Source organism: Halorubrum shenae, assembly GCF_051194165.1.
Taxonomy (GTDB): domain Archaea; phylum Halobacteriota; class Halobacteria; order Halobacteriales; family Haloferacaceae; genus Halorubrum.
Genome location: NZ_JBLZNI010000023.1, coordinates 20,146 through 34,204, shown reverse-complemented (window position 1 = coordinate 34,204; position 14,059 = coordinate 20,146). Strand labels below are relative to the sequence as shown.

Here is a 14,059-nt window from a genome sequence, read left to right as displayed (position 1 = left end):
CAAGCAGCGACCGATCTTACAAGAGACGCTCGCTACCGCTACACAACCGAGGTGTGAGTCTTAACTGAAGACGGATGACCGAGATGCTTCTGCACCACGTCGATACTTGTAGGCAACTGTACAACCACGTTCTCTACCTGCTCAACGAGGCAGACGACATTCCTGCTCGCTACGAGGTGCAGGGGCGACTTCCCGACCTCAAAACGTGGTGGGACGACCTCGGAGACGTTCACTCGAAAGTGCTACAGATGGTCGTCAAGCGCGTCTACGACAACCTCTCCACGCTCAAAGCGCAAAAGGAGAACGGACGTGCCGTGGGAATGCTCAAGTGGAAACCACCTCGGGAGTATCTGTCGTTCACCTACAATCAGTCCGGCTTCAAACTCAAGAATACGAGTGGTCGGACGACGTTGTGGTTGAGTAAAATCGGTGAGATTCCGATTCACCTCCACCGAGACATTCCCGAGAACGCGACCATCAAACAGGTCACGGTCAAGCAAGAACCCACGGGCGAGTGGTATGCCACGTTCGGTATCGACGTGGGCGAAGCAACGCCGGAGAAACCTGAGAAACCAGAGCAAGTCGTTGGTATCGACGTAGGGATTCTCAAGTACGCCCACGACACTGACGGGTACGCCATCGAGAGTCCCGACTTCAGCGAGGAACGTGAGCGACTCGAACGCGCACAACGCGACCTCTCGCGGAAGGAACACGGCTCCGCAAATTGGGAGAAACAACGTCAGGTTGTTGCCGAATGCCACTCCGACCTGAAGCAGAAGCGGCGAGACTTCCTTCACAAACTCTCGAACTACTACGCCACCGAGTACGACTTGGTGGCCGTTGAGGATTTGGACGCAAAGGGACTGGTCGAACTACCGGGTAACTCACGGAACCGGGCAGGAGCGGCGTGGGGAACCTTCCTTCGGATGCTCGAATACAAGTGCGAACGCGAAGGAACGCACTTCGTCTCCGTAAATCCTCGCGGAACGACGAAGGAGTGTGCGTCCTGCGGCGTTTCGACGGACAAGCCGTTATGGGTTCGTGAACACTCTTGTCCGTCGTGCGGGTTTGAGGCGGATAGGGACGCGAACGCGGCATGGAACATCCTTTCTCGCGGCCTCGAAGAAGTAGGAGTGGTTCACTCCGAATCAACGCCTGTGGAGACTGCGCTCCCTGTGGATACACCCGTATCTGCAAAGCGCGTCGTGGAAACAGGAAGCCCCACCCTCAAGGAGCGAACCGCGTCAGCGGTGAGCGAGTAGGGTGGGGTAGTTCACATAACCAGCCGCTGCCGACGATCTGCAACGCTCACCCCCGCGATCAGTCGAAAGCCGCCCCATCGATCAGCGATTCGACTGAAAGATGCCTGAGGGAGATCTCAATCGGCCTGTCTCGTTGATCTCTGTTTCGTTCGTCGCCGTCCCGTTCGTATCCGTCCCGTTCGTCGCCGTCTCGCCCGCCCCTGCCCCGTCTGTCCCCGTCACGCTCGCATCTCCCACGTCGATCCAGAGGTGTACCGACCGGTACGCGTTCCCGACGGTCGGGTACGTCGGCGGTGCGTCGGCGTACAACAGGAAGGCGATCCGAAGCCCGTCGCCCTCCATCGTCGGCTCGACCGTCCGTGTCCGTTCCACCGATTCGCCCCGTTGGAGTTGCGCGTCGAACCGGTCGAGCTCCGACCGCTCGACGACGCGTCTCTCCCCGTCGGTGTCGTCCAAACGCTGCAGTTGCGCCACCACCGTGTACGTCCGCGCGCCCGCCTCCCGGTTCCCGATCCGGACGCGGACCGTCGCCTCCTCGCCGGGGGCGAGTTCTCGCGGGTATCCCTCCGCGATCGCAGCCCCGGTGTCCGGATCGTCGCCGAGAACGGACAGCTCGGTGTATCGCTCGCCGTTCGTCGACGTGGCCGCGGCGATCCCGATGCCGGCGACGGCGACGACGAGGCCGACGACGACGAAGGCGTTGAGGGCGGTGGTGACGGGGCGGTCCGGCTCGCGCACCCAGTCAGTCAGTCGTCGCGGGAGCCCGAGCGAGGCGACCGCGAACCGCTCGTCCGGCGGAAGCTGCAGGCGCCGAATCACCGCGAGCGCGGAGAGGCCGATCGTCGCGACGGCGACGGCGGGGACCATCGTCGTCGGGCGGATCCCCCACTGGGTGTAATGCAGGAGAACCCCGACGGACGGGACGAGAATAACGCTGACCGCGATCGCCGACACGATCCGTTCCAGCCCGGAGAAATCGACCGGCGGCTCCCGCCGGAATCCGATCGTGGAGAGCCGGTCCGGGATGCGCGAGGTCCGCTGCGGAAACAGCGCGGAGACCAGCGCGTACCCCGGACAGAACGTCACGAACGCGCCGCCGAGGAGCAGCCGAATGAGACCGCCCTCGTCCCCAGCGGCGGCGAGCCTGACGACCCCGAGGGAGACGAGCGAGACGACCAGAAGGTCCAAGGGAAGCCGGCCGGCGAGCGGCGTGTTCCCTCGGTCATCGAACGACATGCGAGCCCCTTTCGCCCAGAAGTGCAAAGATAGGCGTTGGCTAACGCCCGGAGCGACCGATCAATCGAGCGATCGCGAGAGCCCGCGCGCCAAGAGGTGCGTCGACCGGCCCCCCAGCGACGCGAGCAGAAACGTGAAGAACCGGGGTTCCAACGGGTACCGCGCGACCGCGGTGAACAGGAGCCGGCGGGCCTCACCGTAGTTCCCGGTGTACAGCGCCGACGACCCGGCTCGGAACGCGGCCCACGCGCGCATCTTCCGGTGGAAGGGGCGCCCGTACGACGCTGCAACGTCGTCGAACCGGTCGAGGAAGCTGTCGTAGCCGCGGCGTTTCTTCTCGAAGTCGTCGCTCAGCCGACCGTGCGACGTGTACTCGTAGACGACGAGCGCCTCGGGAAGCCGGACGAACGCGACCCGCTGGGAGACCCTGACGAACCACTCGAGATCGGCCCACGCCTCGAACTCCTCGTCGAACGGGACCGCCCTCGCCACGTCGGCCCGGACCATCACGACGGACATCGACCCGACCACGTTCCGACACAGCAGCGCCTTCGTCAGGTCGCCGTCGATCCGCGGCGGGAGCTCCTCGCGGGCGCCGTCCTCGTGGATCGCCTTCAGCCCCGAATAGACGACGCCGACGTCCTCGCCGGCCGCCTCGAACGTTTCCACGTGTCGCTCCACCTTCTCCGGAACCCACCGGTCGTCGTCGTCGAGGAAGGCGACGTACGCTCCGGTTCCGGCCTCGACGCCCGTGTTCCGCGCGGCGTTGACGCCGCGGTTCGTCCGGTGCCGGACGCACTGATACCCGGCCAGCGAGTCGGTGTCGACCTCGGCCAGCGTCTCGCCCGCGGGGGTGTCGGAGCAGTCGTCGACGACGACGAGCTCGATCGGCTCGTACGTCTGCGAGAGCACGCTCTCGACGCAGTCACGCAGGTACGAGGGGCGGTTGTACGTCGTGACGACCACGGTGACGAGCGGCCCGCTCGCGTCGGCGTCCGAATCGTCGCCGGCGCCGGTCGAGCCGCTTATAAAACTCGGCAGCCGGTCGCGGAGGGTCGTGGTTCCGAACATGTTACGGCCGATTGTACCAGACGTCAACGTGAGTGTGCGGCTCCCACGACTTTCCGAGGAGGTCGGGCCGACCGTCCCCGTCGACGTCGACGGCCTTCCCCTCGTGGGTCGGCACCCCGCTCTCGACGACGGTCTCCCTGAACTCCCCGCCGCCCTGATTTCGGAACAGGACGTGCTGGGCGGTCTCCTCGTTCTCTCCGAGTCCCATCTCCGCGACGTAGATGTCGAGCGAGCCGTTGCCGTCGAAGTCGGCGAGCTGGACCGTGTGCGGGCAGTACAAGTCGTCATGGAGGATGTGTGTGTCCCAGTCGGGCGGGTCGAACCACCCGACGCGACCCATGTGATCGCCGAGCAGCGGCGAGTCGCCCTCCGCGAACACCAGCTCGGGGTCGCCGTCGTCGTCCACGTCGCCGACGGCGACGCGCGTCCAGTCCCAGCCGGTGACGACGTGCTCCCGCGTCCACCCGGCCGACACGTCGGAGGCGTCCCCACCGGCCGCGCTCTCATCAGCCACGCCGGCCACGCCCCCGTCGGCCACGCCAGCGTCGGCCACGCCACTGTCGGCCTGCCGGTAGATCGCCGTTCCCGCGACGAGTTCGTTGTCGCCGTCGCCGTCGAGGTCGGCGATCGCGAGCCCCTCGACGTTGGTGTTCCGACTGATCACCGTGAGACAGTCGCTCGGCCACGGCGAACGCGTCGGGTCGTCGGGAACGTCGTAGTAGAAAACCGTCTCGCTCTCCTGTGACGCGCCGATGACCTCCGGCTCCCCGTCGTTGTCCACGTCGCCGAACGCGAGGTCGTGGTATTTCGAGAAGTCGTCCGCGATCAGGTGTTTCGTCCACTGCTCTCGGGGGTCGGCCGGCTGTTCGAACCAGTACACGTCGCTCCCGCCGAACCCCTGCCCGACGAGGAGGTCGAGCCGGCCGTTCCCGTTCACGTCGCCGAGCGTCGCGCCGAGCGCGTGCAGGTCCGACGCCGACGAGATCGTGTGACGGGTCCACGCCGCGTCGCCGTCGTGGTTCCCGTGTCCGGGATTCTCATACCAGAAGAGGTCGTTTTCGAGCCGCCGGAACAGGCGCCCCACGAGCGGGACGGACCGGTCTCCCAACACCGGGAGGTCCTCGGCGCCCATCCCGCCGACGATGAGGTCCGGGAGGCCGTCGCCGACGAGGTCGACGGGCTCGCACACGAAGAGGCGCCCGCAGGGGGGAGAGTCGTCGATCGTTTGATGGTCGAATCGCATCTCTCCAGAGACGACCCTCCCGCGAGGCCTTACTATACGCACGCTAACGGTCTCGACGGAGAGACCGCCCGGAGATCGCCGCGTTACTCTCGGGTTATCCGCTGTGCAACCCGTGCAAACGGTCGACGGCTACATATCCGTTCGGACGGATGTCTCCCCCATGTTCGGAACGAGCGGGATCAGAGGGCGGGTCGGGGAGTCGATCACCGCGTCGGTCGCGTTGGACATCGGGCGGGCCGTCGGAACCGACGCCGACAGCGTGCTCGTGGGACGGGACGCGCGCGATTCGGGACGGACCCTCCGAGACGCCCTCGTCGCCGGCCTCCAAGAGACCGCGACCGACGTCGTCGACGTGGGGCTGGCGGCGACGCCGACGATCGCTCGCGGGATCGCCCTCCGGGAGGCCGACGCCGCCGTCGTGGTGACCGCCTCGCACAATCCGCCGGAAGACAACGGGTTCAAGCTCTGGACGCCCTCGGGGCAGGCGTTCTCGACGGCACAGCAGGACGAGATCGCCGAGCGGATACGCGAGGCCGACTTCGATCTCGCCGACTGGGACGACCAGGGGACACGCCGGACGTGGGAGGACGCGACCGCTCGCCACCGCGAGGCGCTGGTCGACGCGGGGCGACGCGATGCGACGGCGATAGACGCCGACCTCTCGTCGCTGTCGGTCGTCGTCGACGTCGGCAACGGCATGGGTAGCGTCACGGCCGAGGCGCTGTACGAGCTCGGCGTCGACGTCGAAACGCTCAACGACCGGCCTGACGGCAAGTTCCCCGCGCGCCCGAGCGAGCCGACGGCGGAGACGTGCACGACGCTCGCGGCGACGGTCCCCGCCGTCGGCGCCGACCTCGGGATCGCCCACGACGGCGACGCGGACCGGATGATGGCCGTGGCGGACGACGGGGAGTTCGTTCCGGGCGACCTGCTGCTCGCGCTCTTCGGGCGCCAGGAGGCCGGATCCGGAGACCAAGTCGCCGCCCCCGTCAACACGAGCCTCGCGGTCGACGACGCCCTGGCGACCGTCGGGGCGGAGGTCGTTCACACCCGCGTCGGCGACGTGTACGTGGCGGAGCGGGCCCGCGACCCCGCCGTCGCGTTCGGCGGCGAGCCCTCCGGCGCCTGGATCTTCCCCGACGAAACGCTCTGTCCCGACGGCCCGCTCGCCGCCGTGAAACTCGCCGTCCTCGCCGCGGCGGAGCCGGTCTCGGACCGGCTCGCGCGGATCGACCGGTACCCCATCCGTCGCGCGACGGTCGAGACGGCCGCCAACGACGCCGTGATGGACGCGGTCAACGAGCGCGTCCGCGAACGCTACGACGACGTCTCCGCGCTCGACGGCGTGCGGGTCGAGACCGCGGACGGCTGGTTCCTGATCCGGCCGTCGGGGACCCAGCCCCTGATCCGACTGACCGCCGAGGCCCGCGAGCCGGAGGCCGCGACGGAGCTGCTCTCGACGGTGCGATCGCTCGTCGAGGCCGCCGTCGAGACGGCGTCGGCGTGAGGTCATCCTCCCGCAAACGGGCGGTATAGGCGGAGAATACCTTTGTCCCTCTCCGGAGTGGTCCGACTGTGCAAACCGTCGTACTCGCGGCCGGCCAGGGGACGCGGATGCGTCCGCTGACGGATAGGCTCCCGAAACCGATGCTCCCCGTCGCGGGGGAGCCGCTCGTCGGGCACTGTATCGACGGCGCGATAGCCGCCGGCGCCTCGCGGATCGTCGTCGTCGTCGGCTACGAGGCCGAGGCGGTCCGCGAGGCGCTCGGGAGCCGAGAGTGGCCCGTGCCCGTCGAGTTCGTGGAGCAGCCCGAGCAGCGCGGGACGGCCGACGCCGTCCGCGCCGCCCGAGACGCGCTTCACGAGGGGCCGTTCGCGGTGTTGAACGGCGACGTCCTCTACGATGACTCGCTGCGAGACCTATTCGAGTCGGGCCCGGCGGTCGGCTCCTTCCGTGTTGACGACCCCAGTGCGTACGGCGTGTTGGAGACCGACGACGACGACGACGACCGCGTGCGGGGCGTCGTCGAGAAGCCCGCGGACCCGCCCTCCGACCTCGTGAACGCCGGCGCCTACGTCTTCCCAGAGGCCGCGCTCCCGTGGCTCGACGTCGAGGAGAGCGACCGCGGAGAGCTGGAGTTGACGGACGTCCTCCAGCGAACCTGCGAGTCGTTCGACGTGAGTTCGGTCCCGTTCGAGCGCTGGCTCGACGTCGGCCGCCCGTGGGAACTGCTCGCGGCGAACGAGTGGAAGCTCCCGGAGGCGGACGGCAGACTCGCCGGCGACGTCTCTCCCGACGCCGAGCTTCGCGGACACGTTACCGTCGAACGGGGCGCCACGATCGAGCCCGGCGTCGTCATCGAGGGCCCCGTCTACGTCAGTTCGGGCGCCCACGTCGGGCCGAACGCGTACGTTCGGGGGTCGACCTACCTCGGGCCGGACGCGAAGGTCGGGCACGCCGTCGAGGTGAAAAACAGCGTCGTGATGGCGGGCTCGCACGTCCCGCACCTCACCTACCTCGGGGACAGCGTCCTCGGGCGCGACGTCAACCTCGGCGCCGGGACGACCGTCGCGAACCTCCGTCACGACGGGAAACCGGTCCGGCTCACGGTCAAGGGAGAACGCGTGAACACCGAGCGCCGCAAGTTCGGGATCGTCTGCGGCGACGACGTGAAGACGGGGATCAACAGCACCCTCAACGCCGGCGTGACGCTGTCGACGGGGTCGACCGTCGGTCCGGGCGAGACGGTGCTTCGGGATCGGTGACGGCCCGACCCCCGACCGGCAGCGCGTCTCGCCTCGGGGCCGGCGTCGGCCCGACCCGCGGTGGGGCTTTTTAAGGGCCGGCGGCGACGACGTGCGAGCATGACCAGATTCGACGCCACGACCGAGGGAGAGCGGCTGAAGCTGTTCGCGGACGCGGCGACCGCTCACCGAACCCGGTCGAGCGAGGTGATGACCGTCGACGTCGACCCCGACAGCGACACCACCGAGGGCGGCGAGGTGCCGCCGTGGATCCAGCTCGCGGGCACGGAGCTCATTCTCGACTGCACGGACGAGGAACTGGACCGTTTAAAAGATCTGCTCGGAGAGTTTCCGGAGTTCCGGATCGACGAGCTGGTGAGCCCGGAAGAGGCCGAGGGGACGAACGCCGTCGTCACCGCCCGGTCGGACGCGAACCGCGTGGCGGGGTTCATCGAGCGCGCCTTCCACGAGGTGTACGGGCTCGACGACGAGTACCGGGCGTGGGTGACGGCGGTTTAAAAGGGGAAGCAGACATCGCGCCCGACGGAAACCGCTATCCGGCGGGGCGCGTTCGGTCGGGTATGCCCACCGAGACGGAGCGGATGCTCGCCGGGGAGCGCTACGACCCGAGCGCGCCAGAGCTGGTCGCCGACCGGAAGCGCGCCCGCGACCTCGCCCGGCGGTACAGCGCGACGAGCGAGGCGGAGTCGGGGCACCGCGAGGCGCTCCTCCGAGAGCTGTTCGACGTGGTCGGCGACGATCCGGTCGTCAACCCGCCGTTCCGGTGCGACTACGGCTACAACGTCGCGGTCGGCGACGGCTTCTTCGCGAACTACGGCTGCGTGTTCCTCGACGCCAACCCGATCTCGTTCGGCGACCGCTGCCTGCTCGGACCCGGCGTCCACGTCTACACGCCGACCCACCCGATCGATCCCGAAGAGCGAGCGACCGGCCGCGAGCGCGGCGAGCCGGTGACCGTCGGCGACGACGTGTGGATCGGGGGCCGCGCCGTGCTTAATCCGGGCGTGACGGTCGGCGACGGCGCGGTGATCGCCTCGGGCGCGGTCGTTACGAAGGACGTGCCCGGTCGCGTGGTAGTGGGTGGGAACCCGGCGCGGGTGATTCGAGAAATCGAGTAGGGCGCTAGTAAGTTCGCTGGCGCCTCAGCGATTCTCGAAGCGCTCCACCCCTGCCTGTGCAACCTCCATGTCTTCGTCGACGCTGCCACCGGAGACACCCACCCCGCCGACGACGGTCCCGTCGTCGTCTTCGAGTGGGAACCCGCCACCGAAGGTGACGATTCGCCCGCCGTTTGTGTTCCCGATCCCGTACAGCGACTCGCCCGGCTGTGACTCCTCGTGGATCGTTTCGGTATCCAACTTCAGCGACACCGCGGAGTACGCCTTATTCTGGGCGATATCGACGCTCCCGAGCAGCGTATCGTCCATCCGGTGAAACCCCACGAGATTCGCACCGTCGTCCATCACCGCGATACACATCGGCACGTCGATCGCCGCGGCCGCCTCCTCCGCGGCTGCAATGATCTCCTTAGCGACGTCTAATGTCAAGTTCGTCATACTGTGTACTCCGTCTGCTTGCTCCCACGGAAGTATAATAAATTAACATGATGATATTCGCATTGATAAGTAACCATTGCACGCAATGTACGAAAACCACTGTCACATCGCGTTGTGTATTCCACAGCGCCTACGAGATCTTCTCGATTTCTGCCAGTAGCACCGTGCGAGATACTGAGTCCAAGTGTCGCGGAGGCCGTCGTCGATGCCCGACCTCTGGTATGGGGACAGAATTTCGAAATAATCCGATCCCGGGGCTGGTCGAGCCGGTTGTGGCCTACGCCGCGAGTAGAACGACCGCGTTTTCCACGTAGATGCCGCCCTCCGCAGCGACGCTCTCGCCGCTGAGTCGGTCAGTTGTCTCGATACGCTCCCCGGGCAGTCCGACCTCCTCAGGTTCGTGACCGAAATTCAACACGACGACGACCCGCTCGCCGTCGCTCTCTCGAGCGTAGGCCACGACGTTCTCGGAGGTGGACTCCACCTGTACTTCGTCGAAGTCGGCTCGATAGCCGAGAGCGTCGAACTCGCTACGCACCCGACCGAGCTGTTGATGGAACGCCAGTAGGTCCTCGTCAGCGTCTTTCCAGTGGATTTTCCCGCGTGTCCAGTGCTCGCCGATCTCCTGGCCGGCGTATATCATCGGCGCGCCGGGGAGCGTAAACGACGCTGTGGCGGCTGCTTCGACACCGTGGCGGCCGGGTGTTTCGACGTAGCGATCCTCGTCGTGGTTCTCGATGTAGGTCAGAAATCCGGCATGGTTCGGGAAGCCGATCTGGGACCGGTTCTCGAGCGACTGGTATATTTGCTCGGCCGGCTTCTCGCCACCTCCGATCTGGATGAGGTCGAAGTAGAGGCCGGCGTCGAAGTGGATGTCGAAACACAGGTTGTGAAAGTCTGCGACGTAGGGAATCGTCTCGTCCATCAGCAGGAATTCGCCGTCGTGGTCCTTGACGACCGAGCGAATCTCCTGCCAGAACGGCTTCGGGACCGCCCAGGCCATGTCACACCGGAAGCCGTCAACGAGGTCAGCCCATTTCTCGACGGCGTTCAGCAGGTGTCGGCGGACTTCAAGGTTGTCGTAATTAAAATTCGCGATGTACGGCCAGTCGAAGTAGGTTTCGGGCTCTCGGTTCTCACGGTCCTTCCAATCGTACCACTCGAGATACGTCTCGTGGCCTTCGACGGCCTTCTGGAAGAAGTCGTGGTCCCGTGCCGAGTGGTTCAACACGAGGTCGAACAGGACACGCATGTCCCTGTCATGGACCTCCTGAACGAAGTTTCGGAACGCTTCCTCGCCGCCGAGGTCATCGGCGATCGAGAAGAAATCAGTAGTGTTGTACCCGTGATCGAAGTCGTCGTTCTGGAGCACAGGGGTCAACCACAGCGTGTTGACGCCGAGGCGCTGGATGTGGTCAAGATTCTCGGCGATGGCATCGAATGTCGACTGGTCCTCGTCCGGATCGATGTACCCCCGGACGTAGATCTCGTAGAGCGTCATGTCTTTCCCCCACTCGGGCGGGTTGTTGAGGAGTTCAACGTCGCCGCCGGGATGAACCCGGACCGTATCGGGGACGCTGTACTGGGTCCCGAAGGCCACGGCGTGGATGCGCGCCGGAGCGTCGATCACGTCGAGGGGGATGCGGGCTTCGCGGTCGTCGACCTCGTACTCCGTCAACTCGGCGCGGTCGTCGACGTAAAATTCGACGTCGAGGCTCTGGTCGTCCGCGTCGTCGCTCGGGGCTGTCTGTGGGTGCGCCGTCACTACGACCTCGTCACCCTCACGCTCGCCGGTGAGCGTGAGTCGGGGACGGCCCCCATCGGAAACGGGGTCCTCGCGCGCGGAGCCGAGGCCGGACCCGCTTTTACCGCTCACCCCGCTTTCGCCGGGGCCGCTCATTCCGCTCCGGCCGCTCTGCCCACTGGAACCGCCGCCTGCCGCGACCGCCATCTCCGACGGGAACGCCCGGAGTGTGAGTTCGTGGCGTCCGTCCGGTGCGTCCAGCACAACGGTGTAGACGCCCGGCCTGTCCGGCGCGAGCGATTCGACGGGGTCGTCGCCGAACGAGACAGTGCTCCCCTCAGGTGCCTTGGAGATGCGCCATGTGTACGTCCCATCAGGGTCGGGGTCCCTGGGGGCGAGTTCCTCGGTCTCTCCAACCGCCAGTACTCGGGGTGGACCAGGATGGTGCATACATACCCTCTCACGTGTCAAAGGTATATACCCGTGGTACAGTTTGACAAGTTCTCGTCGATGCCGATTTTTTTATAATTTCCAAGCGACAACCGCACCAACTATCATCGGAAGTAGATGAGTGATATTTATCATCGTTCTTGATTGTGGACCAACAGCAACAGTTTCACTTGGCATGAGTGACTGATACGCTGGCCAGACGGGTATCGAAATAAACGGGGCAAAAAAATGCCACACAGAGACAATTACGACTAACATTGCCAGATACCGAACCGCATTCTTACTCTTCACTCGAACCCAATACAGCCAACTACGTCCCTTACTGCTCGACGGAGTGTCTCTTTGGCTCATGACTGTATAAAAAACTGATAAGACAAAAATCGAACGGAATAAATGCTACAATTTTAACAGCAGCTCTCGAATCGACGTACTTCCTCTAATTATAATACTGCTATCACAGAACCAGCGATCAGAATGATCGCGAGGAAAATCAGTAGAAATAGTAGCGTACTATTATTGGAGACTTGTCTTGTAGAAGATCGATTATTTTGCTGTGTGGGGGCCTCGTCATTTTTGAACCAAGCCTGACTATCACCTGCTTCACGTTTTAATTCTCGTTCTGCTTTTTCAACTTTTAATCCAATACAGTCGTGCGACTCTGGGAGTCGACATTTAGTACAAAAAGTTCCACCACATCTGCTACAATTATAGTCAAGACCTTTTAGATCACTACCACAGTTATCGCACAGAGACATAGTGGAAACACACAACGTATACGAAAATACCTATCGCGGAGTAAGTCCCCCTCTCATGCTACGTTGCTTCGTTGGTACCCTCAGAATCTGATAAGGGGTGTCGTGCAAGATACAGTGAGTAGGTCAATCAGAGTGAATTTCATTTCTGAATTTGTTTTTCAAGTTGTCGATCTGCTGGCGGAGAATGACACACATGAGATAAGTTAGGATAGCCCGTAAAATGGAGCCGATCACCAGTTGATACGTTCAACAGAGCCGAGGAGACCTACTCGAGCGCGTCGGCGAGAACGGGCGCGACGCTGACGACGCTACAGCCGCGTTCGAGCGTGTCGCTGCCGACGATCTGGTCGACGCCAGCGCCGCGGAGCTTCGTCACCGCGTTGGCCGCGAGCATGGGGTGGACGCAGGCCGCGAACACCCGTGCCGCGCCGCGGTCGTTCAACACGGCGACCGATTCGCTCATCGTCGAGCCGGTCGCGATGATGTCGTCGACGACGACCACGTCTCGGCCCTCGACCGGAGCGTCCGAGGGCGACACCTCGATCGCGCCCGTGTCGCGGTCGCGGTGCTTCTCGAAGTAGTCCGTTTCGCCGACCCCGTACGCGTCTCGGACCGTCTCCGCGATGCCGACCGCGCCCTCGTCGGGCGCGAGGAACAGGGGGTCGTCGAGGGCGGCCGGAAGCGGCTCCGCAAGGACGCCGGCGGCGTCGACCGTCTCGACGGGCACGTCGTAGAAGTCGTCGACGCCGGCCTCGTGGGGGTTGACGAGCACGACGCGGTCGGTCCCCGTGGAGATCGCCCGCGCCATCGCCCGCGCCGAGACGGGCTCGCCGTCGCCGAACGACTGGTCCTGTCGGGCGTACCCCATGTAGGGGATCACCGTCGTCACGCGCTCGGCGCCGGCCCCGCGGACGGCGTCTTGGAGCTGGAGCAGTTCGACCCACGTCTCGTCGGCGTCGGTCGCGGCGACGATCGTGGCCTCGTCGCCCGCGAAGTCGGGCACCGCGGCGAGCCCCTCGCCGTCCGGGAACCGGTCGTAGGTCGGCGTCGCCAGCGGCCGACCCGTCTCCTCGGCGAGCGCGGCCGCGAGCAGCTGTGAGCTGGATCCGGGTACGATCATGGGCGTTCGTACCCCAGACTCCGGTAAACCAGTTTCCTTACTCGTCCGCCTCGCGGACCGACTCCCGACCGGGTCCCACGCGAGCGTGTGACGCACCGCGGCCACAGGGGCGGATATTTACGCGAGCGGCGGATACGACGCCGTAATGACCGAAACAGGAGACCGAGTCGGTCTCGCCTGCCCGTCGTGTTCCCCGGGCGAGGAGACCGTCCACGAAGTGCTGCGCCCCGGCGGGCAGGCGACCGTCCGCTGTACCGACTGCGATCACACCTATAAAACCGAGATCCCGGAAGAGGAGACCGTCGCGCTGACCGTCATCGTCTCGCAGGACGGCGAGTCGTTCTCGACCGAGATGGACGTGCCCGCGGACACCTACGTCGCCACGGGCGAGGAGTTCGTCGTCGACTCCCCCGACGCCCTGATGCAGGTCCGGGTGACCGGCATCGAGGTCGGGCCCGAACAGCGCGTCGAGGAGGCCGACATCGAGGACGTCGAGACGCTGTGGACCCGCGCGGTCGACAACGTCACCGTTCCGGTGACGCTCCACCCGAAAGACGGGAACGCCGATGAGACGCGCTCGCTGCGAGTGAACGTCCCCGGTGACCACGAGTTCACCGTCGGCGAGGCCGAGACCTTCGGCGAGGAGGAGTTCACCGTTGAGGGCGTTCAGATCCGCGCGGACGCCCCCGAGTACCGCCACGAGAAGCTGGACCACGATGGCGACTTCGCGTACGCCAAGGACTGCAAGCGGGTGTACGCCCGCGACGAGAGCCTGACGGCGTGGTCGGCCTGGTAGGCGAGATCCGAACTCCCCGTCGCCGGCCAGCCACGGAGGGTCGTCCCTGACACACCAGCC

At 65.3% G+C, this 14,059-nt stretch carries 13 protein-coding genes; 6 read left to right on the top strand and 7 right to left on the bottom strand.

Translation table 11 applies throughout. The features are described 5' to 3' along the window. Positions 1-74: 74 nt before the first annotated feature. Entirely contained in the window at positions 75-1,262 is a 1,188-nt protein-coding gene (locus ACNS88_RS16315) for an RNA-guided endonuclease InsQ/TnpB family protein (protein ID WP_435099995.1), read from the top strand. Between the two features lie 81 nt (positions 1,263-1,343). On the opposite strand, the gene ACNS88_RS16310 is transcribed toward ACNS88_RS16315, so the two are convergent. Genes ACNS88_RS16310 through ACNS88_RS16300 form a run of 3 tightly spaced genes read right to left on the bottom strand, consistent with a single transcriptional unit; the run spans position 1,344 to position 4,812 of the window. Further along, entirely contained in the window at positions 1,344-2,498 is a 1,155-nt protein-coding gene (locus ACNS88_RS16310) for a DUF1616 domain-containing protein (RefSeq protein WP_435099992.1), read from the bottom strand. 60 nt (positions 2,499-2,558) lie between these two features. Then, positions 2,559-3,569 (bottom strand): glycosyltransferase, encoded by a 1,011-nt coding sequence (locus tag ACNS88_RS16305; RefSeq protein WP_435099989.1) that lies wholly within the window; start codon positions 3,567-3,569, stop codon positions 2,559-2,561. Position 3,570: 1 nt separating this feature from the next. Further along, on the bottom strand, positions 3,571-4,812 hold the full coding sequence (locus ACNS88_RS16300) for an FG-GAP repeat domain-containing protein (RefSeq protein WP_435099986.1): 1,242 nt from the start codon (positions 4,810-4,812) through the stop codon (positions 3,571-3,573). 160 nt (positions 4,813-4,972) lie between these two features. Here ACNS88_RS16300 and glmM point away from each other — a divergent pair, with 160 nt between their 5' ends. The 4 genes from glmM to ACNS88_RS16280 all read left to right on the top strand — a co-directional run bounded on the left by glmM (position 4,973) and on the right by ACNS88_RS16280 (position 8,696). Beyond that, positions 4,973-6,319 (top strand): phosphoglucosamine mutase, encoded by a 1,347-nt coding sequence (gene glmM, locus ACNS88_RS16295; RefSeq protein WP_435099983.1) that lies wholly within the window; start codon positions 4,973-4,975, stop codon positions 6,317-6,319. Between the two features lie 68 nt (positions 6,320-6,387). Continuing rightward, complete coding sequence (gene glmU / locus ACNS88_RS16290) at positions 6,388-7,578, top strand: bifunctional sugar-1-phosphate nucleotidylyltransferase/acetyltransferase (RefSeq protein WP_435099980.1); 1,191 nt, start codon at positions 6,388-6,390, stop codon at positions 7,576-7,578. A 99-nt stretch (positions 7,579-7,677) separates the two neighbouring features. Next, on the top strand, positions 7,678-8,076 hold the full coding sequence (locus ACNS88_RS16285; RefSeq protein WP_435099977.1) for a DUF7975 family protein: 399 nt from the start codon (positions 7,678-7,680) through the stop codon (positions 8,074-8,076). A gap of 62 nt (positions 8,077-8,138) precedes the next feature. Beyond that, positions 8,139-8,696, top strand: a complete 558-nt coding sequence (locus ACNS88_RS16280; RefSeq protein ID WP_435099974.1) for a sugar O-acetyltransferase — start codon at positions 8,139-8,141, stop codon at positions 8,694-8,696. A gap of 24 nt (positions 8,697-8,720) precedes the next feature. On the opposite strand, the gene ACNS88_RS16275 is transcribed toward ACNS88_RS16280, so the two are convergent. The 4 genes from ACNS88_RS16275 to prs form a co-directional block, all read right to left on the bottom strand. Beyond that, positions 8,721-9,134, bottom strand: a complete 414-nt coding sequence (locus ACNS88_RS16275; protein WP_435099971.1) for a GlcG/HbpS family heme-binding protein — start codon at positions 9,132-9,134, stop codon at positions 8,721-8,723. A gap of 277 nt (positions 9,135-9,411) precedes the next feature. Continuing rightward, positions 9,412-11,328, bottom strand: a complete 1,917-nt coding sequence (locus ACNS88_RS16270; RefSeq protein ID WP_435099968.1) for an alpha-amylase family glycosyl hydrolase — start codon at positions 11,326-11,328, stop codon at positions 9,412-9,414. Positions 11,329-11,768: 440 nt separating this feature from the next. Next, positions 11,769-12,083 (bottom strand): AN1-type zinc finger domain-containing protein, encoded by a 315-nt coding sequence (locus ACNS88_RS16265; protein WP_435099965.1) that lies wholly within the window; start codon positions 12,081-12,083, stop codon positions 11,769-11,771. A 265-nt stretch (positions 12,084-12,348) separates the two neighbouring features. After that, positions 12,349-13,203, bottom strand: a complete 855-nt coding sequence (prs, locus tag ACNS88_RS16260; protein ID WP_435099962.1) for a ribose-phosphate diphosphokinase — start codon at positions 13,201-13,203, stop codon at positions 12,349-12,351. Between the two features lie 145 nt (positions 13,204-13,348). Here prs and ACNS88_RS16255 point away from each other — a divergent pair, with 145 nt between their 5' ends. After that, positions 13,349-13,999 carry an HVO_0476 family zinc finger protein gene (locus ACNS88_RS16255; RefSeq protein WP_435099959.1) on the top strand — a complete coding sequence of 217 codons (651 nt, stop codon included), beginning with the start codon at positions 13,349-13,351 and terminating at the stop codon, positions 13,997-13,999. The last annotated feature ends 60 nt before the right edge of the window (positions 14,000-14,059 follow it).